The organism is Streptococcus sp. SCPM-O-B-15294 (M123), from assembly GCF_058200455.1.
The window spans coordinates 63039-84209 of the sequence record NZ_JBYQGU010000008.1 but is presented as its reverse complement, the minus strand read 5'-3'; the positions used below and the strand labels follow the sequence as shown (position 1 = coordinate 84209).

The 21171-nt window shown below is 42.3% G+C and carries 23 protein-coding genes; 15 read left to right on the top strand and 8 right to left on the bottom strand.

The window, feature by feature from the left end:
* Positions 1-147: 147 nt before the first annotated feature.
* The 3 genes from AC3E8G_RS06685 to AC3E8G_RS06675 are packed head-to-tail and all read right to left on the bottom strand — an operon-like array spanning position 148 to position 2008.
* A complete protein-coding gene (locus AC3E8G_RS06685) occupies positions 148-963 on the bottom strand; it encodes a TIGR03943 family putative permease subunit (protein ID WP_048717404.1) in 816 nt (271 codons plus the stop codon).
* Entirely contained in the window at positions 960-1865 is a 906-nt protein-coding gene (locus AC3E8G_RS06680) for a permease (protein ID WP_125329827.1), read from the bottom strand. Before AC3E8G_RS06680 ends, AC3E8G_RS06685 begins: the two co-directional genes overlap by 4 nt.
* Positions 1862-2008 carry an SPJ_0845 family protein gene (locus tag AC3E8G_RS06675; RefSeq protein ID WP_023023895.1) on the bottom strand — a complete coding sequence of 49 codons (147 nt, stop codon included), beginning with the start codon at positions 2006-2008 and terminating at the stop codon, positions 1862-1864. Before AC3E8G_RS06675 ends, AC3E8G_RS06680 begins: the two co-directional genes overlap by 4 nt.
* A gap of 118 nt (positions 2009-2126) precedes the next feature.
* On the opposite strand from AC3E8G_RS06675, the gene AC3E8G_RS06670 reads away from it, so the two are divergent.
* The 7 genes from AC3E8G_RS06670 (at position 2127) to AC3E8G_RS06640 (ending at position 8010) form a co-directional block, all read left to right on the top strand.
* Positions 2127-4253 (top strand): Tex family protein, encoded by a 2127-nt coding sequence (locus AC3E8G_RS06670; RefSeq protein ID WP_490677318.1) that lies wholly within the window; start codon positions 2127-2129, stop codon positions 4251-4253.
* Entirely contained in the window at positions 4240-4692 is a 453-nt protein-coding gene (locus tag AC3E8G_RS06665; protein ID WP_154857677.1) for a SprT family protein, read from the top strand. The genes AC3E8G_RS06670 and AC3E8G_RS06665 overlap by 14 nt, the downstream gene beginning before the upstream one ends.
* Before the next feature lie 60 nt (positions 4693-4752).
* Positions 4753-5028, top strand: a complete 276-nt coding sequence (locus AC3E8G_RS06660; RefSeq protein WP_048689503.1) for a PspC domain-containing protein — start codon at positions 4753-4755, stop codon at positions 5026-5028.
* Positions 5029-5417: 389 nt separating this feature from the next.
* The gene (hprK, locus tag AC3E8G_RS06655) at positions 5418-6350 is read left to right on the top strand and encodes an HPr(Ser) kinase/phosphatase (RefSeq protein WP_061564198.1); all 933 of its coding nucleotides are present in this window, start codon (positions 5418-5420) and stop codon (positions 6348-6350) included.
* Positions 6347-7129, top strand: coding sequence for a prolipoprotein diacylglyceryl transferase (gene lgt, locus AC3E8G_RS06650; protein WP_048717396.1), 783 nt, complete (start codon positions 6347-6349; stop codon positions 7127-7129). The genes hprK and lgt overlap by 4 nt, the downstream gene beginning before the upstream one ends.
* An 11-nt stretch (positions 7130-7140) precedes the next feature.
* Positions 7141-7524: a DUF948 domain-containing protein gene (locus tag AC3E8G_RS06645; RefSeq protein WP_006595909.1), complete on the top strand. Its 384-nt coding sequence runs from the start codon at positions 7141-7143 to the stop codon at positions 7522-7524.
* 15 nt (positions 7525-7539) lie between these two features.
* Positions 7540-8010 (top strand): YtxH domain-containing protein, encoded by a 471-nt coding sequence (locus tag AC3E8G_RS06640; protein WP_490677317.1) that lies wholly within the window; start codon positions 7540-7542, stop codon positions 8008-8010.
* Between the two features lie 375 nt (positions 8011-8385).
* On the opposite strand, the gene AC3E8G_RS06635 is transcribed toward AC3E8G_RS06640, so the two are convergent.
* Entirely contained in the window at positions 8386-8682 is a 297-nt protein-coding gene (locus tag AC3E8G_RS06635) for a DUF3270 family protein (RefSeq protein ID WP_006595911.1), read from the bottom strand.
* Between the two features lie 131 nt (positions 8683-8813).
* Between AC3E8G_RS06635 and AC3E8G_RS06630 the strand changes: the two genes are divergently transcribed.
* Positions 8814-9743 carry a peptidase U32 family protein gene (locus AC3E8G_RS06630; RefSeq protein WP_490677316.1) on the top strand — a complete coding sequence of 310 codons (930 nt, stop codon included), beginning with the start codon at positions 8814-8816 and terminating at the stop codon, positions 9741-9743.
* A 162-nt stretch (positions 9744-9905) separates the two neighbouring features.
* Positions 9906-11192, top strand: a complete 1287-nt coding sequence (locus AC3E8G_RS06625) for a peptidase U32 family protein (protein WP_042361172.1) — start codon at positions 9906-9908, stop codon at positions 11190-11192.
* A gap of 40 nt (positions 11193-11232) precedes the next feature.
* On the opposite strand, the gene AC3E8G_RS06620 is transcribed toward AC3E8G_RS06625, so the two are convergent.
* A complete protein-coding gene (locus AC3E8G_RS06620; RefSeq protein WP_040803002.1) occupies positions 11233-11562 on the bottom strand; it encodes a hypothetical protein in 330 nt (109 codons plus the stop codon).
* A gap of 90 nt (positions 11563-11652) precedes the next feature.
* Here AC3E8G_RS06620 and AC3E8G_RS06615 point away from each other — a divergent pair, with 90 nt between their 5' ends.
* Together AC3E8G_RS06615 and AC3E8G_RS06610 are read left to right on the top strand one after the other, a co-directional pair.
* A complete protein-coding gene (locus AC3E8G_RS06615; RefSeq protein ID WP_006597402.1) occupies positions 11653-11865 on the top strand; it encodes a YdbC family protein in 213 nt (70 codons plus the stop codon).
* 338 nt (positions 11866-12203) lie between these two features.
* On the top strand, positions 12204-12935 hold the full coding sequence (locus AC3E8G_RS06610; protein WP_048689477.1) for a cyclase family protein: 732 nt from the start codon (positions 12204-12206) through the stop codon (positions 12933-12935).
* Between the two features lie 211 nt (positions 12936-13146).
* Here the strand turns inward: AC3E8G_RS06610 and gorA are convergent, their stop codons facing one another.
* Positions 13147-14496 carry a glutathione-disulfide reductase gene (gorA, locus tag AC3E8G_RS06605; RefSeq protein WP_490677315.1) on the bottom strand — a complete coding sequence of 450 codons (1350 nt, stop codon included), beginning with the start codon at positions 14494-14496 and terminating at the stop codon, positions 13147-13149.
* Between the two features lie 200 nt (positions 14497-14696).
* On the opposite strand from gorA, the gene AC3E8G_RS06600 reads away from it, so the two are divergent.
* The 4 genes from AC3E8G_RS06600 (at position 14697) to lysS (ending at position 19559) form a co-directional block, all read left to right on the top strand.
* Positions 14697-15854, top strand: a complete 1158-nt coding sequence (locus tag AC3E8G_RS06600) for an efflux RND transporter periplasmic adaptor subunit (RefSeq protein ID WP_195550007.1) — start codon at positions 14697-14699, stop codon at positions 15852-15854.
* Positions 15838-16533 carry an ABC transporter ATP-binding protein gene (locus tag AC3E8G_RS06595; protein WP_485771452.1) on the top strand — a complete coding sequence of 232 codons (696 nt, stop codon included), beginning with the start codon at positions 15838-15840 and terminating at the stop codon, positions 16531-16533. Before AC3E8G_RS06600 ends, AC3E8G_RS06595 begins: the two co-directional genes overlap by 17 nt.
* Positions 16533-17885 (top strand): ABC transporter permease, encoded by a 1353-nt coding sequence (locus tag AC3E8G_RS06590; RefSeq protein WP_048717382.1) that lies wholly within the window; start codon positions 16533-16535, stop codon positions 17883-17885. Before AC3E8G_RS06595 ends, AC3E8G_RS06590 begins: the two co-directional genes overlap by 1 nt.
* Before the next feature lie 183 nt (positions 17886-18068).
* On the top strand, positions 18069-19559 hold the full coding sequence (lysS, locus tag AC3E8G_RS06585) for a lysine--tRNA ligase (protein WP_490677314.1): 1491 nt from the start codon (positions 18069-18071) through the stop codon (positions 19557-19559).
* A 419-nt stretch (positions 19560-19978) separates the two neighbouring features.
* Here lysS and AC3E8G_RS06580 read toward each other — a convergent pair whose 3' ends face one another.
* Together AC3E8G_RS06580 and AC3E8G_RS06575 are read right to left on the bottom strand one after the other, a co-directional pair.
* The gene (locus AC3E8G_RS06580) at positions 19979-20602 is read right to left on the bottom strand and encodes a histidine phosphatase family protein (RefSeq protein WP_490677313.1); all 624 of its coding nucleotides are present in this window, start codon (positions 20600-20602) and stop codon (positions 19979-19981) included.
* Between the two features lie 14 nt (positions 20603-20616).
* A complete protein-coding gene (locus AC3E8G_RS06575) occupies positions 20617-21090 on the bottom strand; it encodes an aminoacyl-tRNA deacylase (RefSeq protein WP_490677312.1) in 474 nt (157 codons plus the stop codon).
* Positions 21091-21171 lie beyond the last annotated feature (81 nt).

The window sequence follows — 21171 nt, the reverse complement described above, 5'->3', positions numbered from 1 at the left end:
AACTTGATAAACCATATTCTACCATAAAATTCAGAAAATTTCTCTTTGAAAGTAAAAGGATTCAGACTTTAAAAGAGAATGAAAGTGGAAGAAGCCACTAAAAAAGGTTGGACCGAAAGGTCATAACCGAGAGATGTTTAACGTCCTTTAGAAGACCCGATAGACATAAGGATTCGTAGGTTTTTCTACTGAGTGGGCTTCCTTTATTTCTAAGATAGGAAGGGTTTGGCCAAGTTGTTTATGGTATTGGATCTTGAGAGTTCCAGTAGCCTGGACCCAGGTGTTATCGTCATAGGTTTGGGAGGCTCCTTTGGTTAACAAACCATAGACTCCTGAATCAGCGATACAGTGGATAATTCCAAAACGGAAAAGGAACTGACTGCCCGGATCCTGAGGATCCTTATAAATGAAGCCGGTTAGGGTAAAGGTTTTTCCAGCAAATTCATCTGGATAGTCGTAGATCACTTCCATGACTTCCATATAGTTTTCTGTCGTGATCTGGATATGATCTTGCTTGAGGTACTTCTTGGCTGCAGCCCTCATCTCAGATTCATAAGCAGACTTGGTAAAATAACTGCTAGTATCTGGCTTGAGGTATTGGTTGGTTGTGCCCTCATCATTTTGAATATCTTTGGAAGAGCCAGCCGCGATGGGAAAATGATAGCCCTTGGCTGAAACCGTTTGGGAATCTAAGGTCACAGTCGGGAAGCCAATCCCTACAATTAAGGGAATCAGGAGCAGAAGAATACTCATGACCTTGGCCTTTTTGCTAGTTAGGTGACTATGAACGGGCAGATTCTTCATCCAAATATAGAGCTGGACGACAGCCAAGAGGAAGGAAAGAATCATAGAGATATAGGCTAAATAGGAATAATGCATATTGATGTATTGGTTGAGCTTACCAGAAAGCTGCAAATACATGGTAATTTCGAAATAGCCTGCTAAAATGAGAAATCGAATCATAAGACTACCCCCACAAACCAAGCATAAACCAAGACAACGAGACTGACGATACTAATGAATTGGACAATAAAGCGATTGGTCAGATAATTCTTCATCATCAAAAGGTTCTTGACGTCTAGCATAGGTCCGATAACCAGAAAGGCTAAAACGGGAGCTAAGCCAAAACTCGAGAGAAGGGAAGAGCCGATAAAGGCGTCCGCCTCACTACACAAGGAGAGGAGGAAGGAGAGAAGCATAAGGAGGAGAATGGCTAGGAGTGGCGTCGCTGAAATAGAAGTTAGCACGCGAGTTGGCACATAAACCTGAACCACACTGGCAAATAAACAACCGAAGACCAGATAGCGTCCAGTATCGAAAAACTCATCAATGGCCTGCACAAACACTTGGAAGAAGCGTTGACCGGCAGATAGTTTTGAAAAGTCATGAATATGGACTTCCTTGCGGTTGGCCCGTTGAATAGAAGCTGTTTGGAAAAATCCTAGGAAAATCCCCAGAACAGTCGCTACCAGGATAGAGCCGATCGCTCGTAAGAGAGCCATTTGAATAGAATTGCCAAAGGCAGAATAAGTGGCAAAGAGGACAATGGGGTTTATAACCGGGGCTGTCACTAGGAAGGGCACAGCTGTATAGCTAGGCACCTTCTTCTCTAAAAAGCGATTGATAATGGGGACGATGCCACACTCACAGGAAGGGAAAATAAAGCCAATCAAGGTCCCAAATAGAATTCTCCCCCATTTATTTTTGGGAAGGGCTCGGTAGACTTTTTCAGGGGTAATGTAGACATCAATCGCCCCTGAAATGATACTTCCAATTAAAACAAAGGGAAGGGCTTCAATCATAATCGAAAGAAAAATCGCTCCAGCCTGAAGGACACTGGTTGGCAGTTGTTGGAAGAAACTCATTTGTTAGAATCCTTCTGCTCTTTTTCCCCTGCTTTCTCATTCTTCTTGTCATCTGGTAAAGTGACTTGAGGGGGATCTGGGAAGACAGCAAATTCCTCAAAGAGTTTGTCTAAATCGTCTGTTTTTGAAAATTTAATCGCCATGATAGGTCTCCTTTTCTTTTTTCTCATTATATCAAATTCTCAAAAAAGAGGGGAAAATCAAGTTTAAAAGTAAGATGAAAAAGCAGTATAGAAGGCCTTCTATGGTATAATAGAAGCTATGGAAAAATATGAAAAAATAGCCCAAGAATTAGGTGTCAGTCTCAAACAAATTGATACTGTTTTGACCTTAACAGCAGAGGGATCCACCATCCCCTTTATCGCTCGGTATCGAAAAGATGCTACAGGGAATCTAGATGAAGTAGCCATCAAAGCTATTATCGACATGGACAAGTCTTTAACAGCCTTAGCCGATCGGAAAGAAACGGTTCTCGCTAAGATTGAAGAGCTTGGGAAACTGACCCCAGTCTTAAAAGAAGCGATTGAGCAAGCTGAAAAATTGGCGGATGTGGAAGAATTGTATCTCCCCTACAAGGAAAAACGCCGGACCAAGGCAACCATTGCGCGTGAGGCAGGACTTTTCCCAGTTGCTCGGATGATTCTGCAAGATCAAAAGGACTTGGAAACAGCAGCAGAAGAATTCCTATCTGAAGGATTTCCAATTGTAAAGGATGCAATTTCTGGTGCTATCGATATCTTGGTCGAAGCTATTGCAGAAGATCCACAATTGCGCAACCTTACCTACCAGGAGATTCGCAAACACTCTTTAATCACCTCTAGCTTGAAGGATGAAAGCAAAGACGAGAAGCAAGTCTTCCAAATCTATTATGATTTTTCTGAGAAGATTGCAAACATGCAGGGCTACCGAACCCTGGCCTTAAACCGTGGAGAGAAATTGGGGGTATTAAAGGTTGGATTTGAGCATCCTGTAGACCGTTTGATTCGTCACTTTGAAGCCCGATTTAAATCGAAGAATAGCTACATTGAAGAAGTCATTAACCAGGCTCTGAAAAAGAAAATGCTACCAGCTATGGAGCGTCGAATTCGGACAGAACTGACAGAAGTGGCAGAAGATGGAGCCATTCAGCTTTTCTCTGAAAATCTTCGACACCTTTTGCTGATTGCTCCCCTCAAGGGGCGCGTGGTCTTGGGATTTGACCCAGCTTTTCGGACAGGAGCTAAATTAGCTGTTGTCGATCAGACAGGAAAGATGTTGACCACCCAGGTGATTTACCCTGTTGCGCCGGCTAAACCAGCACAAATTGAAGCGGCCAAAGAAGAACTGAAACGGCTGATTCGTCAATACGGCGTGGAAATCATTGCGATTGGGAACGGGACGGCTAGTCGAGAGAGCGAAGCCTTTGTTGCGGAAGTTCTCAAGGAAGTTCCAAATGTCAGCTATGTCATTGTGAACGAGAGCGGGGCATCTGTCTATTCAGCTAGTGAATTGGCTCGCCATGAGTTTCCGGAACTGACGGTTGAAAAGCGTTCAGCCATCTCCATTGCCCGTCGTTTGCAGGATCCATTGGCTGAGTTGGTCAAGATTGATCCGAAATCAATCGGAGTCGGCCAGTACCAGCACGATGTCAGCCAGAAGAAATTATCTGAAAGCCTTGATTTTGTTGTCGATACTGTGGTGAACCAAGTCGGTGTTAATATAAATACTGCTAGTCCAGCCCTCTTGTCTCACGTGGCTGGTCTCAATAAAACCATTTCTGAGAACATCGTGAAATACCGGGAAGAAGAAGGGTTAATCACCTCTCGGGCGCGAATTAAAAAAGTACCTCGTCTGGGAGCCAAGGCCTTTGAACAAGCAGCTGGTTTCTTACGGATTCCAGAAAGTGAGAATTTCCTTGATCGGACAGGGGTCCATCCAGAAAGCTACCCTGCAGTGAAGAAGCTCTTTACCTTACTAGGGATTAGGGAGATGGATGAAGAAGCCCAAGCCAAATTAAAACAAATTGACACAGTTTCTATGGCCCAGGAGCTTGAAATTGGGCCTGAGACCTTAAAAGATATTGTCGCAGATCTTCTCAAACCTGGTCGTGATTTACGTGATTCTTTTGATGCTCCCGTCCTTCGCCAGGATGTTCTTGATTTGAAGGACTTGAAGATTGGTCAAAAATTAGAAGGGGTTGTCCGCAATGTTGTTGACTTTGGGGCCTTTGTCGATATTGGGATTCATGAAGATGGTTTGATCCACATTTCACAAATGAGCCAGCACTTTATCAAGCATCCAAGTCAAGTTGTTTCAGTTGGCGACCTAGTGACCGTTTGGGTTTACAAGATTGATTTAGAACGGGAAAAAGTAAATCTTTCCCTCTTACCACCACATGAATCTGACTAAATACGTTCAAGAAGTATCGCTGGAAGATTTTGGTCGCCCATTTCTTCACCAAGCCATCTGGAACCCTCGCTTGAGGTCGACCGGCGGTCGCTTCTTTCCTAAAGATGGCCATCTGGATTTCAATCCCAGCATCCTAGAAAGATTTGGCTGGGAGATTTTTCGAAAGATTGTCCGCCATGAATTGTGTCACTACCATCTCTACTACATGAAAAAGGGCTATCGCCATCAGGATCAAGATTTCAAGGCCTTACTCAAAAAGGTAGACGGCTTGCGGTATGCCCCTTCAGTTGATAAGGGAAACTATAAGATTTATGTTTGTACGAGCTGTGGGCAAGAATTCAGGAGAAAGCGGCAGATTGATCTGCAAAAGTACCGCTGTGGGCGGTGTCGAGGACTACTTAAGTATCAAGGGACAATTGATTCAGGAAATCGGCCTTGAGTCGGATGACAGTGACTTGATTTCGGGATATACTGTTCTAAAATAATAGGAGGTAGGCCCTTGAATCCAACTTTTTATAAATTACGTCGAGGCAGAATCGTTTTCGGAGTATTTGCTGGACTAGCGGATCGATTTGGGCTCGATGCAAACCTATTGCGTTTTCTCTTTGTGCTCTTCAGTATCTTTCATGCTTATGGGCTTGTAGGCTTGGCTATTTATTGCCTGTGTGCCTTCTCCTTGCCGTATAAAGAAGACCTTGAAAGAGAAAAGTATGGCCTCGGACCTCGCAAACGGAAGGATGCACAAGTAATCAAAGACGATGATCCATTCTTTTAAAGAATTTTCATGAATCGAATAAGAATGTGAGGCTGGGACAAAAGTCCTAGCCTCTCAATTGTCTTTGGATTATCGAGCAAGACGCAGTGGTTGAGTGAGCTCTACTACGCTGATTTCATCAGCTTTTATAGCCCTACTCAACTGTGCGGAGGTGGGACGACGAAATCGAATTCTAACGAATTACCGATTTCTGTCCCACTCTCATCTTTTTTTTCAAATGAAGAAACGATGGAAAAATGGGATAAGAAGGTTAAAGAGAAACATCAAAGAGTACTGGAATGAGTGTGAGAATAATAGCATCAGTTTCGATATCAAAAAAAGATGCTTGAGTAAGTCTTACCTGGGATAATTTGCTATAATAGTAAGAGAAAACAAAAAGGGAGAAGCCTATGGCAATAACAGTCCGAGATTTAATTGATAAGCTTCGTTTGAAGGTTGTGTACGGCAATGAAAGCCTATTTGAAAAAGAAATCACAACGGCAGATATTTCACGTCCTGGACTTGAAATGACAGGATATTTTGATTACTATACTCCAGAACGAATTCAATTGGTTGGGATGAAAGAGTGGTCTTACCTCATCAAGATGACCTCCCACAATCGTCACCAAGTTTTGAGAAAGATGTTCCAGCCGGAAACACCAGTTATCATTATTGCGCGTGATTTGGAGATTCCAGAAGAAATGCTCCGTGCTGCAGAGGAAAAGCAAATCGCGATTTTAAGCAGTCGCGTTCCAACTAGTCGCCTGTCTGGCGAACTATCAAGCTACCTAGATTCTCTCCTTGCGGAAAGAACTAGTGTCCATGGTGTCTTGATGGATATCTATGGCATGGGGGTTCTGATCCAAGGAGATAGTGGAATCGGGAAGAGTGAGACTGGTTTAGAGCTTGTCAAGCGAGGCCATCGTTTGGTAGCGGATGACCGCGTAGATGTCTTCGCCCGTGATGAGATGACCTTGTGGGGTGAGCCTGCTGAAATTCTACGACATCTGCTAGAGATTCGGGGGGTAGGGATCATTGATGTTATGAGTCTCTATGGTGCCAGTGCTGTGAAGGATTCTTCACAGGTCCAAATCGCTGTCTACTTGGAAAACTACACCAAGGAACAAACCTACGATCGTCTAGGCAATAATGCAGAAGAAATTGAGTTCTGTGGAGTGACCATTCCAAGAATTCGTATCCCTGTTAAGACAGGTCGCAATATTTCCGTTGTCATTGAGGCAGCAGCGATGAACTACCGCGCCAAAGAAATGGGATATGATGCTACTAAAACCTTTGAAGATCGATTGACCCAGTTGATTGATCAGAATGAGGTGAAAGTATGAATCCAGTAGCCATTCAACTTGGTCCCTTTAGTATCCGTTGGTATGCGATTTGTATCGTCCTCGGTCTCCTTTTGGCAGTCATCCTGTCTATGAAAGAAGCCCCTCGTAAAGGGATAGAGTCAGACGATATTATTGATTTCATTCTGATTGCTTTTCCAGTAGCGATCATAGGGGCCCGTCTTTACTATGTTATTTTTCAATGGTCTTATTACAGGGAACACCCAGGAGAGATTTTTGCCGTATGGAACGGTGGGATTGCTATCTATGGTGGACTCCTGGCAGGGGCTCTAGTCCTCTACCTATTTTCACGCAGTCGTTTGATTGATCCGGTTGATTTCTTAGATATTGCTGCACCGAGTGTCATGATTGCCCAAAGTATTGGCCGTTGGGGCAATTTTGTTAACCAAGAAGCCTACGGAGCCATTGTTAAGAATTTAGATTATTTACCTTCTTTCATTCGGAATCAGATGTTTATCGATGGACATTACCGTCAACCGACCTTCTTATATGAATCTTGTTGGAACTTGCTTGGTTTTGTACTGATTCTTTACTTGCGTCGTCGTCCGAAACTGTTGAGAAAGGGCGAAATTACTGCTTTCTATCTAATCTGGTATGGCTTTGGTCGAATGATTATTGAAGGAATGCGGACAGATAGCTTGATGTTTTTGGGAATTCGAGTATCACAATGGCTTTCCCTGATCCTCATCCTACTTGGTATCAGCATCATGATCTATCAACGAAAAAAGAATGCACCATTTTATAGAACGGAAATAGATTAAGGAGAAAAGAAATGTTTATTGAAATTGCCTATGGGCTTTTAGGATTAGCTTTAGTAGTTTTGGTCATCTACTTGATTATCTTGTTTTCAAAGATTGGAAAAGTTGTAGATGAGACTCAAGTAACGATTAAGACCTTGACATCAGATGTAAATGTAACCTTACACCAAACCAATGAGTTGTTAGCAAAAGTGAATGTTTTGACAGAAGATTTGAATCAAAAGGTTGCAACCATTGATCCACTCTTCACAGCAGTGGCAGATTTATCTGTATCTGTGTCGGATCTGAATGATCAAGCTCGTCAAATTAGCAAAAAAGCTGTCGTTGTTGGTGGAAAGACCGTTAAAACATCTGTCGGATTAAAAGCAGCTCGCATGGCTATGAAATTATTTAAATAAGAAAAGAGGTACCTTATGGGACGTTTATCATCATTATTAATTGGAACGATCACTGGCGCATCCGCAGCCTACTTCCTGACAACCAAAAAAGGGAAAGAGTTGACTGGGAAAGTCAAAGGTTTTGTAAAAGAATACCAAGAGAACCCACAAGAAGTTCATGATTCTGTGAAACAATCTGCAATGGAACTATCCAAGCAAGCATCAGACGCTATTCAGCAAACCAAAGAAAAAGTTGAAAGTGGTGAGATCAACAAAGACACTGTTATCGAGACAGTGAAAGATAAGACACAGGATGTGGTAGAATTTTCACAAGATGCTATCCAAACGATTAAGGAAAAAATCCAGCAAAAGACCGGCAATCAAGCAAGTCCTTTCCATTCTAAACAGGAAAAAGAAAGTGAAGAGATTGTCCTTGAATTAGAAGAAGAAACAGCCCTTCCAGAAGTGGAAGAAGAGATCAAAGAAACAGCTGTTGAAGAAGAATAAAATAATCCCTCACCATTGGTGAGGGATTCAAATTGAAGATAAAGTCTTCTGAAAAACTTCCCTTAGGTGAGTACGGACGTCAGCGAACTTCGAAGAAGTTCCATGACTTAGTTTTGAGCCTAAGGTCTCAAAACTCCCGAGTGCCTGAAACAACTTTGTTTCAGGCACTTTTCTCACAGCGGAAAGTTTTTAATCTTCTCAAATGGCTAAAAAAGTAAAAGTCATTTTTTGAAAATCGTCAAGCTGTTTTATGTAACACAATGGTTAGGCAATATTCAAAAATCCCTCACCAATGGTGAGGGATTTATTTTATGAAATGACAAACGAGGATGGGAAATGCCAAAAAGCCTCCCGAAGGAGGCTAAAAATGTAATCTTAGTCCTTTTTCCGTTTCAACTGGAAAATGCGGAAAGCTTGGATACTTCCCAAACTACAAGCAATTGCTGAGGCAAAAGCAAAGAAGGTATTCATCTTCATTGATAAAAAGACGAAACTAAATAAAACAGTTAAGACACAAAACACAGCAATATTAAGGAAAAATAGTAGCTCACTTAATTGCGGAGCTGGTTCAGTATCAAGGTTAAAATCATAATTAGTTGTTGTATTCTCTTGTTGAAGAGGGACTTCGACATAGTCGTATTCTTCAACAACTCTAAGTTTTCTTGCGGGCATATTTCTCTCTCCTAACAGTACTCTATTATTTTAACACGTTTTCAAGCATAGAAATGTTACAAAACTGTTACAATTTTTACAAAATTAAGAAATTTAGAGAGCAAAATGACTTTTTTGGTATAATAGTTTTCATGAAAAAGATAATTATTACAGCTACAGCTGAAAGTATTGAACAGGTTCAAGCCCTTCTAGAAGTAGGTGTGGACCGTATTTATGTCGGAGAAAAGGAATTTGGATTACGACTTCCTCACACTTTCTCGTATGACGAATTAAGTCGAATTTCTGATCTGGTCCATACGGCAGGTAAGGCATTGACAGTGGCTGTCAATGCCTTGATGCACCAAGACATGATGGATCGTATCAAACCATTTTTAGATTTCCTTGCTTCGATTAACGTCGATTATATCACGGTAGGAGATGCAGGCGTCTTTTATGTATTGAAGCGGGATGGCTACAGCTTTAAAACCATTTATGATGCTTCTACCATGGTGACAAGTAGCCGTCAGATCAATTTCTGGGGACAAAAGGCTGGTGCTTCAGAAGCTGTTCTTGCTCGAGAAATCCCATCTGCAGAGCTTTTCAAGATGCCAGAAATCTTAGAGATTCCTGCTGAAGTATTGGTTTATGGTGCCAGTGTGATTCACCATTCTAAACGTCCTCTTCTGCAAAATTATTATAATTTTACTCACATCGATGACGAAAAGACGAGAGAGCGCGATCTCTTTTTGGCAGAACCAGGAGATCCAGAAAGCCACTATTCTATCTTTGAGGACAAGCATGGAACTCATATTTTTGCCAATAATGACTTGGATTTGATGACCAAACTCTCTGAGTTAGTCGAGCATGGTTTCACCCACTGGAAGTTAGAGGGGATTTATACACCTGGTCAAAACTTTGTGGAAATTGCCAAGTGTTTTGTGAAAGCACGTGAGCTTCTAGAAGCTGGGACCTTCACATCTGATCAAGCCTTCTTATTGGATGAGCAGATTCACCAATTGCATCCTAAGAATCGTTTCCTTGACACTGGATTTTATGATTACGATCCAGACATGGTTAAATAAAGGAGAAAAGCCTGCCAGGAGTGCGGGCCTTCCTTTTTAGTGATGGTAAAGAATGAGAATTGTCAAAACAATTCCCAAACCATTGCCTTTCGACTGGATTTGCTATAAAATAGACAAGATTGATAATCTAACTAATATACTTGTAATATACTAGGAGATATGATGACAAAACAATTGAAACGTCCTGAGGTTCTATCACCTGCGGGAACACTTGAAAAATTAAAGGTTGCTGTGCGCTATGGTGCGGATGCCGTCTTCATTGGTGGACAGGCTTATGGGCTTCGTAGCCGTGCAGGGAACTTCACTTTCGAGCAAATGGAAGAAGGTGTCCAATTTGCGGCTAAGTATGGTGCCAAGGTCTATGTTGCAGCCAATATGGTCATGCATGAAGGAAATGAAGTTGGAGCTGGTGAATGGTTCCGTCGCTTACGGGATATCGGAATCGCAGCTGTCATTGTATCAGACCCTGCCTTGATTACCATCGCAGCGACAGAAGCTCCTGGCTTGGAAATTCACCTCTCTACCCAAGCTAGTGCCACCAACTATGAAACTCTCGAGTTTTGGAAAGACTTGGGCTTGACACGGGTCGTTTTGGCTCGGGAAGTTTCGATGGAAGAACTAGCGGAAATTCGTAAGCGGACGGACGTTGAGATTGAAGCCTTTGTTCACGGAGCAATGTGTATTTCCTACTCTGGCCGTTGTACCTTGTCCAATCATATGAGTATGCGGGATGCCAACCGTGGAGGTTGTTCTCAATCTTGTCGTTGGAAGTATGATCTCTACGATATGCCATTTGGCCAAGAACGTAAGAGTCTCAAAGGGGAAATCCCTGAAGAATTCTCGATGTCAGCTGTGGATATGTCGATGATTGACCATATCCCTGATATGATTGAAAATGGAGTGGACAGTCTCAAGATTGAAGGTCGGATGAAGTCTATTCACTATGTCTCTACTGTAACGAACTGCTACAAGGCAGCTGTTGATGCTTATTTGGAAAGTCCTGAAAAGTTTGAAGCGATTAAGCAAGACTTGATTGATGAAATGTGGAAGGTAGCTCAACGTGAGTTGGCTACAGGATTCTATTACGGAACACCATCTGAAAACGAGCAACTGTTTGGGGCTCGTCGGAAGATTCCAGAGTACAAGTTTGTCGGAGAAGTGGTAGCCTATGATGCGGACAAGCAAATTGCGACCATTCGACAACGGAATGTCATCAATGAAGGAGACCAAGTAGAATTTTACGGACCTGGGTTCCGTCATTTTGAAACAGTCATTGAAGACTTGCATGATGCCAAGGGCAATAAAATTGATCGGGCTCCAAATCCGATGGAGTTATTGACCATTCATATGCCAACACCAGTTGAACCAGGTGATATGATCCGTGCTCTTAAAGAAGGCTTGATCAACCTCTATAAAGAAGATGGAACCAGCCAAACAGTTCGTGCATAAAACGTAAAAAAAACACCGCATGCTTCCCGAGCTTGGAAGTTTACGGTGTTTTTTGTTGTGCGATTCGAATCGTATGTGGAACGAGACTAATCTTTTGAATGTCAGAAATTCGAATGATGGTTGACATACTCTTTTTAAAATTCTTGACAATGAGTTGTTTTCGTTCCTGATCATATTTCACGATATCGCCTGTAAAACTCTTATTTTGGAAGATGACATGGACTCCTTGTTTTTTTCGAAGGGCCAGTTCAATAATCTGAATCGTTTTACCATCCTCTAAAGGAGCTGGTTGAGAGGTTTTATCGTTGAAAAATTCATTGGCTCTGTCCTTGAGAAGCTCAAGAAATCTTTTCATAGCATAATTCTCCATAAGTTGATACAATATATTATAGAAAATTTCATTCATTTTGTAAAATTTTTTACGAATTATTAAGGTGAAAGACATTGAAAGGAGTATGAAATGGCAGATTTTAGTTTTGAAATTGAAGAACAACTCTTGGTCTTATCTGAAAATGAAAAAGGATGGACCAAGGAGTTAAACCGGGTTAGCTTTAATGGAGCACCTGCCAAGTATGATATCCGAACTTGGAGCCCTGACCATACGAAGATGGGCAAGGGGATCACTTTGACCAACGAAGAATTCCAAGTTCTGCTAGATGCATTTAAACAGTAATAGGCTGAGTAAGAAAGAGAGTGGGACAGAAATCGGTAATTCGTTAGAATTCGATTTCGTGGTCCCACCTCCACACAGTTGAGTAGGGCTATAAAAGCTGATGAAATCAGCGTGGTAGAGCCCACTCAACCACTGCGTCTTGCTCGATAATCCAAAGACAATTGAGAAGCTAGGACTTTTGTCCCGGCCTCTTTTTTGATGTTTTCAATAATTATAGCTTGAAACTATATCCTATTCAAGAAAACAAGATTAACGCAAATCATTGTGGATGATGGGATGGACTGTTATAATAACCTTATTCATTTATGCCATGTAGCACTTATAGGAAAGGAATCCATATGTCAGATTTACTAAGTATTTATAAAGAATTGCAAGCTAAAAAATGGGTGGACTTGAGTCATCAAATCAATGCAGAAAGTCCTCACTTCCCAGCTCTTCCTGCCTTGCAACAAGAAGACCTCTTCACATTAAAAGATGGCTTCCATGTCCAAAAATTTACAGTGGTTGGTCAATACGGAACGCATATCGATGCACCAATTCACTTTGTAGAAGGGGGCCGTTGGTTGGATGAGATTGACCTCAAAGATCTCCTCTTACCACTCTATGTTATTGACAAGTCTAAAGAAGTAGCCGCGAACCCAAACTTTATCTTGAGCAAACAAGATATCTTAGATTTTGAAGCTGAACATGGACAAATTGCTGAGGGTGCTTTTGTTGCCTTCCGTAGTGATTGGTCAAAACGTTGGCCAGATCAAGATGCTATGCGTAATCTAGATGAAAATGGGGTTCAACAAAGTCCAGGATGGAGCCGTGAAGCCTTGGAATTCTTGATTCATGAACGCCATGTCAAGGCTGTGGGTCATGAAACCTTTGACACAGATGCTGGTATTCCAGCAGCAGAACACGGCTTGGTCAATGAATACTACCTTTTGGAGCAAAATATCTACCAAGTAGAAGTCTTGAACCACTTGGATCAAGTGCCAGCCGTAGGTGCCTTGATTTCAATTGCCTTCCCTCACTGGGACAAGGCAACTGGTTCACCTGTTCGTGCCATTGCTATCTTGCCTTAAATAAACAGAGCCTGAAGCGTATCTTCGGGCTCTTTTATATGGATGTTGAAATCTATTAGTGAATCTGATGGTTATCTTATCAAACCTTGTTATCTTACAAAAATGTAAGGAAAGAAAGTTAAAATGAAAGGTTAGACTATGGTAGCTCCAATGATGATCCATTAAAATTTAAACATAAGAAAAAGGCTTGTCAAACAAACCTTTTCTGATATTAGCGCATGGTAACGAATTCTTCGGATCCAGTTGGATGAATAGCGACGGTCGCATCGAAATCAGCTTTTGTCGCTCCCATCTTGATAGCAACGGCAAATCCTTGGATCATTTCATCCACCCCATACCCAAGACCATGGAGACCGACAACGGTTTCTTCCGGTCCTGCAGTGATGAGTTTAAATTTAGCCAACTGACGATGTTGGGTCACAGCTGAATACATAGAGGCGAAACTTGAAGTATAGACCTTGATAGCTTCTTTTCCATATTGTTTTTCGGCTTCTTCTTGAGTGAGACCGACTGTACCAATAGCAGGATGGGAAAAGATAACGGTCGGAATGGTTGTGTAGTCCATTTTAGCATCGGTTTTTCCATTAAAGAGACGTTCGGATAGGGTACGCCCTGCCTTGATAGCGACAGGAGTTAATTCTTTTTCTCCTGTGACATCCCCAAGAGCATAGATGCCAGGAACAACCGTATTCTGGTATTCATCCACTGCAATGAATCCTTTTTCATTTAAGGTGACACCTGCAGCTTCTAGATGGAGGTCTTGGACGTTTGGTTTTCGGCCGGTCGCCCAGATGACATGATCAGCGACAAAAGATGTTTGATCTTCAAAATAAACTCGGATTTGACCATTTTCTTCCTTCGTGAGTCGGACAGGAACCTTGTGAGGATGGAGAGGCAATCCTTGTTTATCCATCTCCTCCATTAAGCCATCGACAATGTAAGAATCAAACTTTCTTAAGGGACGATCCCCTCGAACGAAGAGGTCTGTCTTAACACCAAGGGCATGGAGGACACCGGCTAGTTCTACCGCAATGTAGCCAGCGCCAATAATGGCAACTGATTTTGGTAGTTCTTCCCAAGCAAAGACATCGTCAGAGGTTTCTCCTAAGTCTGCACCTGGTAAATCTGGGATGTAAGCATGAGCCCCTGTAGCGATCACAATGTGTTTAGCCTTGATGGTTTCCCCGTTGACTTCAACTGTATGAGGGTCGACAAAGCGTGCGCGACCTTGGATATACTCCACACCATTTCGTTTAAAACTGCCATCATAAGAAGAACGAGCCCGATTAATATAAGCTTCGCGATTTTTTCTTAGGGTCGCAAAATCAAAATGGGTCTGTTCAGAAGTAAACCCATAATCTGGACCGTAATCACGAATGGCTTCAGCAATTTGGGCGCCATACCACATAATTTTTTTAGGGACACATCCTTTGTTGACACAGGTCCCACCTAGCTGCTTTTCTTCAATAACAGCAGCGCGGGCTCCATGTTCTCCAGCTCGGTTCATGGTAGCAATCCCTCCGCTACCTCCACCAATGGAGATAATATCAAATTCTTTCATGGTCAGTACTCCTTTGTTGATTTACACTTTCATTGTAACAACAAAGGTTACAAAAATCAAGAAATTACCATCGTTGAATAGGAGGAGAAAACAAGATAGCAAAAAAAACGTGCAAAACAGATGATTCTGAATTGAAAAATGAGGAAATATGATATACTAAACTTATAAATTGAAACGCTTTCGAATACTGGAGGAAAGAAATGAAGAAATTTAAAAAATGGCAAATTATTACAGCGACAGGTGCTGCAATAGCAGTTGTAGGAATGGGGAGCTGGCTTGCTTTTGGAAAATCAAGTAGTGGCCCTGAAGAAATGGTCGATATAACACCTATGGTACAAACCGTGAAAGAAGGTTCGATTGCTTCCTCTGTTCTATTGACAGGTAAGGTCACAGCCAATCAAGAACAATATATTTACTTTGACGGAACCAAAGGAGATTTGCAATCGATCTTAGTGAATGTCGGGGATCAAGTAACCGCTGGCCAAGCTATTGTTCAATATAGTAGTACAGAAGCGCAATCTGCCTATGACGCGGCGGTACGTGCGGTCAATAAGGCAGATCGTCAATTGAACGATCTCTTGACCAATGGAGTGACCATTGATACAACAGGGGATGAGGAAGCAGATAGCAGTTCGGCCTCTCAAGCCCAACGCTCCTTGGATACACAAGTGGGAGATTTGCGCGATGCTCGTGCGGATGCAGTAGCCAATATGGAAAAAGCCAAGGCCTTGTTGGATGCTACAACCGTAAAAAGTAGTACAGATGGAACGGTTGTAGAAGTCAATAAAGATGTTTCCAAATCAACAACCGGAACCAACCAAACCCTTGTTCATATCGTCAGCAACGGTAACCTTCAAGTAAAAGGTGAGTTGTCTGAATACAATCTAGCCAACATTTCAGTTGGTCAAGAAGTGACCTTAACCTCTAAGGTCTATCCTGGAAAAAAATGGACTGGAAAGATTAGCTACGTTGCCAACTATCCGACAGATGCTGGTCAGGCTGGTGCAAATGCCGCAGGTTCTGGACAAGGAACAGGGGGAGCTAAATATCCGTTTACGGTAGATATTACCAGTGAGATTGGTGATTTGAAACAAGGTTTCTCTGTCAATATTGAAGTAAAAAGTTCAACCATCCATCCTTTAGTTCCTGTGACAAGTGTCTTATCAGACGGCGATCAAAGCTATGTTTGGACGATTGAAGCTGGCAAGGCTAAAAAAGTCAATGTTACCTTAGGAAATGCAGATGCAGAAAATCAAGAAGTCTTATCTGGTTTGAAGAAAGATGCGCAAGTGATCATCAACCCTTCTGGCGATTTGGAAGATGGGAAAGAGGTCGGAAAATATGACAAAATTGATTGAGCTGAAAAATATCAATAAAAGTTATAAAAATGGCGATCAAACCTTACAGGTATTAAAGGATATCCATTTAGAAGTAGAAGAGGGAGAATTTCTAGCCATTATGGGACCTTCTGGTTCTGGGAAATCGACCCTAATGAATATCATTGGACTTCTCGATCGTCCGACCAGTGGTGAGTACAGACTAGAAGGGGAAGAGGTTGGGAACCTCAGTGAGAAGAAGTTAGCCCAAGTTCGCAATGAGCAAATTGGCTTTGTCTTCCAACAATTCTTTCTCCTATCAAAACTCAATGCCTTTCAAAACGTCGAGCTTCCCTTGATTTATGCAGGAGTGAATCCTTCTAAACGAAAGGAATTAGCTGAACAATTTTTAAAGAAAGTTGAACTAGATACGCGGATGCACCATCTTCCTTCGGAATTGTCTGGAGGGCAAAAACAACGGGTGGCCATTGCGCGTGCTTTGGTCAATCATCCTTCTATTATCTTAGCGGATGAACCAACTGGAGCTCTCGACTCCAAAACTGGCGATCAAATTATGGAGCTCTTGACAGCACTCAATCAAGAAGGCAAAACCATTATCATGGTGACCCATGAAACGGAGATTGCTGCCTATGCCAAACGTCAGATTGTCATTCGAGATGGAGTGATTTCTTCGGATAGCCGTAACGAAAGGAGGGCCTGATGCAGAACTGGAAATTCGCTATTAGTTCCATTATGGGACATAAAATGAGATCGTTCTTAACCATGGTAGGGATTATCATCGGGGTTGCCTCGGTCGTTGTCATCATGGCTCTCGGAGATGGGATGAAAGCGGGAGTGACTAAGACCTTTACCAAGGATCAACAATATGTTCAGATTTCCTATTCCGCCCGAAAGAGTGGCTACATGACTGGTTTTAATCTTGGCCCGGAACCTGTCTCAGAAGAAGGAGGCGCAGAAGGTGGTGGCGAAGGCGGTGTTGCCAGTGAAGAAGACCAAGGAATGTCACCGCCAGCTGGCTATGGAGAGGAAAGTAGCGAGGACGTTGACAACCCAATCCTTGAAACACCACCCGTCGTTCAAGAAGAATGGGTCAAGGAATTGACCAAGATTCCTGGCATTGATGGCTACTATGTTGGTAATACGGCCAATGCCACTATCTCCTATCAGAAGAAAAAATCTGAAGGGGTCAATATCATGGGAGTCAATGATACTTATTTCTCAGTAAGAAAATTTGAATTGGTTTCAGGAAGAAAACTGAATCCTTCAGATTATCAGAGTTTCTCACGGGTCATCATGTTGGATGAAGGCTTAGCTTCGACCTTATTTGGGACGGAAAGTGCCCTCAACCAAGTGGTTGCTGTCGGAGACAACAACTATCGGGTGGTAGGGATCTTCAAGGATCCAAATGCTGGATCTGCATTATACGGGGTTTCTTCTGGAGGAAGTGCCTTGATGGCCAATACCCAAGTAGCTTCAGAATTTGGAACAGAAGAAATTTCTACTATTGTGGTGCATATCCCGGATGTCAAACAGATTAAACCAACTGGGATCGAAGCGGCGAAAAAATTAACCGAGTTATCGGGAGTTCGCCAAGGAGAGTTCCAAATCTTTAACATGGATAGTATCTTGGAGCAGACCAATCAAATGCTCAGTATTATGACAACAGTCATCGGAGCGATTGCAGGAATCTCCCTTCTCGTTGGTGGGATTGGGGTCATGAATATCATGTTGGTTTCTGTGACTGAGCGGACACGTGAAATCGGTCTGAGAAAAGCCCTCGGAGCTACTCGTGGAAAAATCTTGATTCAATTTCTCATCGAATCCATGGTCTTGACCATGATGGGAGGAATTCTCGGGCTGGGATTGGCCTACGGTGTCAATGCCCTCATCGCTACAGCTGCCGCAGGTGCTCTAGAAGGACCACCAGTCGTCTCCATGTCAGTGGCTATCGGAAGTATCATCTTCTCAGCTTGCGTTGGAATTGTCTTCGGTATCCTACCAGCAAGTAAGGCATCAAAACTCGATCCAATTGAAGCTCTTCGCTATGAATAAGGATGAATGACCTACATGCTTGAGTCGGATGAAGCAGAATTTGATCATGAATGAATGGAATGTGATGGAAAAGGGAGAAGGAACCCTTTCCTTCCATTCCTTTTTTCATTTTTCCTGCTCAAGAATAGTGTATTTCCCCGTCAAATATGATAAAATAGGGGAGAATAACTTAGGAGGTTCCAAATGACTACTGAACATATGGAAGAATTAAATGACCAGCAGATTGTCCGTCGTGAAAAGATGGCGGCCCTTCGTGAACAAGGAATCGACCCATTTGGAAAGCGATTCGAACGAACTGCAGATTCTGGTCAATTGAAAGAAAAATATTCAGAATTAGATAAAGAACAACTTCATGATTTGAACGAAACGGCCATTATTGCGGGTCGTCTTGTAACCAAACGTGGGAAAGGGAAGGTTGGCTTTGGCCACCTTCAAGACCGTGAAGGTCAAATCCAAATTTACGTTCGGAAAGATGCGGTCGGTGAAGAAAATTATGAAATTTTCAAAAAGGCTGACCTTGGAGATTTCCTTGGGGTAGAAGGTGAAGTAATGCGGACAGACATGGGTGAACTTTCCATCAAAGCTACTCACATCACCCATTTGTCTAAAGCCCTTCGTCCCTTGCCTGAAAAATTCCATGGCTTGTCTGATGTGGAAACCATCTACCGCAAACGCTACTTGGATTTGATTTCGAACCGTGAAAGCTTTAACCGCTTTGTAACCCGTTCGAAAATCATTTCAGAAATCCGTCGTTACTTGGATGGTCAAGGCTTCCTTGAAGTAGAAACACCTGTTCTTCACAATGAAGCTGGTGGAGCATCTGCGCGTCCGTTTATCACTCACCACAATGCCCAAAACATTGACATGGTACTTCGTATCGCGACCGAGCTTCACTTGAAACGTTTGATCGTTGGTGGAATGGAGCGCGTCTATGAAATCGGACGTATCTTCCGTAACGAAGGAATGGATGCTACCCACAACCCTGAATTCACCTCCATCGAAGTCTACCAAGCCTATGCTGACTACCAAGATATTATGGACTTGACGGAAGGGATTATCCAACACGCTGCGAAAGCCATTCATGGGGATGGTCCTGTTAACTACCAAGGAACTGAAATCAAGATCAATGAACCATTCAAGCGTGTCCACATGGTGGATGCCATCAAGGAAATTGCTGGTGTTGACTTCTGGCAGGAAATGAGCTTTGAAGAAGCAGCAGCCCTTGCCAAAGAAAAACATGTGCCAGTTGAAAAACACTACACTGAAGTGGGGCATATCATCAATGCCTTCTTCGAGGAATATGTAGAAGAAACCTTGACACAACCAACCTTTGTCTATGGACACCCTGTAGCTGTATCTCCATTGGCTAAGAAGAATGATGAGGATCCTCGTTTCACAGATCGTTTCGAGCTCTTCATCATGACCAAGGAATATGCTAATGCCTTTACAGAATTGAACGACCCAATCGACCAATTGGAGCGTTTCGAAGCGCAGGCACGTGCCAAAGAATTGGGAGACGACGAAGCAACTGGAATTGACTACGATTATGTAGAAGCTCTTGAATATGGTATGCCACCAACAGGAGGATTGGGAATCGGTATCGACCGTCTCTGCATGCTCCTTACTGATACAACTACTATCCGTGACGTATTGCTCTTCCCAACTATGAAATAAGCTAAAAGAAAACACTGATCGCAAGATCAGTGTTTTTGAATGTATACAGACTATTGTTTTACATAAGACAACTAGATGATTTTCAAAAAATAACTTTTATTTTTTTGTTATTTAAGAAGATTAAAAACTTTCCGCAGTGAGAAAAGTTCCTGAAACTAAATTGTTTCAGGAACTCGGGAGTTTTGGGAGTAAAACAGTTTGGGAAACTGTTTTAGCCTGAGCTTTGAAATTAAAAAGCGAAGGGGTCCAAAACTAATTGAACACGGGCTTCCTATTTTGACTTTATCCGCAGACGCCCTTTGTATCTTAATTAGTCATGGAACTTCTTCGAAGTTCGCTGACGTCCGCATTCACCTAAGGAAAGTTTCTAAATAGACTTTGCCTCTATTCTAAAACAATTATCTTGCTATCAGTGTTTTTTAGTCTTCCAAATAGGAAGTATCATTCCATTGTAAGAGGTCAAAGTGCTCAAAATCATCTGTAGTCAAAATGGTCACACTGGCATTGGTGAGACCACCATTTTTGCGAAGTTCTTCTGGTTTATAGCCAAGTAGAGTCCGGATCGAAGCGGTTAAATTAGCCCCATGGCCAACGATAAGAACGGTATCGAATTTTTTTCCTTTCAAGCTTTTCACAAAATCACAGGTCCGCTTGGTTGTATCAGAAAGGGATTCTGCATCGAATAGATCGTGATGGAATTGTGATAGATCGTGGCGGAAAGCTTCCATTTCTTGAGGATATTTGGATCGAATGGTATCAATTTTACATCCTTCCAATTGTCCTAGACTCCATTCCCGCAAGTCAGAGATTTCTTCTACATGGATGGGGAACTGATTTTGAACCATAATCAGTTGGGCGGTGTCGACTGCCCGTTTTAAATCACTAGAAAAGACGGCATCAAATCTTATCGATGAGAGGGAATGCCCTAGTTTTTTGATTTGCTGAATGGAAGAAGGAAGAAGTGGTGAATCGCCATTGGCTCCTTGAAAACGTCCTTCCTCGTTCCACTCAGTACGTCCGTGGCGGATAAAATATAGTTTCATATGTGTTTGGTCCTTTACTCGACTAAGTCTTCGAAGCTAGCCTTGACAAAATCAGCTAAATCTTGTGCCTTGATTTGAATACTATGACCAACTTCACCTGCAGAGACAATCATCTGATCAAGTTCCAGGGCAGACTGGTCAATAAAAATAGGGTAGTTGTGTTTTTGTCGAATGCCAACAGGATTATTGGCCCCATGGACATAGCCCGTTGTCTTTTCCAAGTCTTTTTGCGGAATCATACTAACTTTTTTATTGCCAGATAGTTTGGCCAATTTTTTCTCTGACAAGTGGGAAGAGATGGGAACAATCCCAATGACGGGACCAGTTTTATCACCTGTTAGAGCCAGTGTCTTATAGATTTGATCAGTCGTAATCCCTTCTGGGATGATTCCCTCAAGGGCATTGATTTGCAATCCTGTATGGTCGGTTTTTGCTTTTTGCAAGATTTGTTCAACCAATGTTTTTTTTACTTTTTGTTTTTTTGCCATCTCACTCTTCTCTTTCTCTTAATTTCCTAACATTATATCATACTCTTTGAGTTTCCGTTCAAGAGAAAAAGAGGCAGTTGC

Bases quoted from the DNA above. Each gene is read 5' to 3' on its own strand.
- AC3E8G_RS06685 (WP_048717404.1), bottom strand. From the start codon at position 963: ATGATTCGATTTCTCATTTTAGCAGGCTATTTCGAAATTACCATGTAT.
- AC3E8G_RS06680 (WP_125329827.1), bottom strand. From the start codon at position 1,865: ATGAGTTTCTTCCAACAACTGCCAACCAGTGTCCTTCAGGCTGGAGCG.
- AC3E8G_RS06675 (WP_023023895.1), bottom strand. From the start codon at position 2,008: ATGGCGATTAAATTTTCAAAAACAGACGATTTAGACAAACTCTTTGAG.
- AC3E8G_RS06670 (WP_490677318.1), top strand. From the start codon at position 2,127: ATGGAAAAATATGAAAAAATAGCCCAAGAATTAGGTGTCAGTCTCAAA.
- AC3E8G_RS06665 (WP_154857677.1), top strand. From the start codon at position 4,240: ATGAATCTGACTAAATACGTTCAAGAAGTATCGCTGGAAGATTTTGGT.
- hprK (WP_061564198.1), top strand. From the start codon at position 5,418: ATGGCAATAACAGTCCGAGATTTAATTGATAAGCTTCGTTTGAAGGTT.
- lgt (WP_048717396.1), top strand. From the start codon at position 6,347: ATGAATCCAGTAGCCATTCAACTTGGTCCCTTTAGTATCCGTTGGTAT.
- AC3E8G_RS06645 (WP_006595909.1), top strand. From the start codon at position 7,141: ATGTTTATTGAAATTGCCTATGGGCTTTTAGGATTAGCTTTAGTAGTT.
- AC3E8G_RS06640 (WP_490677317.1), top strand. From the start codon at position 7,540: ATGGGACGTTTATCATCATTATTAATTGGAACGATCACTGGCGCATCC.
- AC3E8G_RS06635 (WP_006595911.1), bottom strand. From the start codon at position 8,682: ATGCCCGCAAGAAAACTTAGAGTTGTTGAAGAATACGACTATGTCGAA.
- AC3E8G_RS06630 (WP_490677316.1), top strand. From the start codon at position 8,814: ATGAAAAAGATAATTATTACAGCTACAGCTGAAAGTATTGAACAGGTT.
- AC3E8G_RS06625 (WP_042361172.1), top strand. From the start codon at position 9,906: ATGACAAAACAATTGAAACGTCCTGAGGTTCTATCACCTGCGGGAACA.
- AC3E8G_RS06620 (WP_040803002.1), bottom strand. From the start codon at position 11,562: ATGGAGAATTATGCTATGAAAAGATTTCTTGAGCTTCTCAAGGACAGA.
- AC3E8G_RS06615 (WP_006597402.1), top strand. From the start codon at position 11,653: ATGGCAGATTTTAGTTTTGAAATTGAAGAACAACTCTTGGTCTTATCT.
- AC3E8G_RS06610 (WP_048689477.1), top strand. From the start codon at position 12,204: ATGTCAGATTTACTAAGTATTTATAAAGAATTGCAAGCTAAAAAATGG.
- gorA (WP_490677315.1), bottom strand. From the start codon at position 14,496: ATGAAAGAATTTGATATTATCTCCATTGGTGGAGGTAGCGGAGGGATT.
- AC3E8G_RS06600 (WP_195550007.1), top strand. From the start codon at position 14,697: ATGAAGAAATTTAAAAAATGGCAAATTATTACAGCGACAGGTGCTGCA.
- AC3E8G_RS06595 (WP_485771452.1), top strand. From the start codon at position 15,838: ATGACAAAATTGATTGAGCTGAAAAATATCAATAAAAGTTATAAAAAT.
- AC3E8G_RS06590 (WP_048717382.1), top strand. From the start codon at position 16,533: ATGCAGAACTGGAAATTCGCTATTAGTTCCATTATGGGACATAAAATG.
- lysS (WP_490677314.1), top strand. From the start codon at position 18,069: ATGACTACTGAACATATGGAAGAATTAAATGACCAGCAGATTGTCCGT.
- AC3E8G_RS06580 (WP_490677313.1), bottom strand. From the start codon at position 20,602: ATGAAACTATATTTTATCCGCCACGGACGTACTGAGTGGAACGAGGAA.
- AC3E8G_RS06575 (WP_490677312.1), bottom strand. From the start codon at position 21,090: ATGGCAAAAAAACAAAAAGTAAAAAAAACATTGGTTGAACAAATCTTG.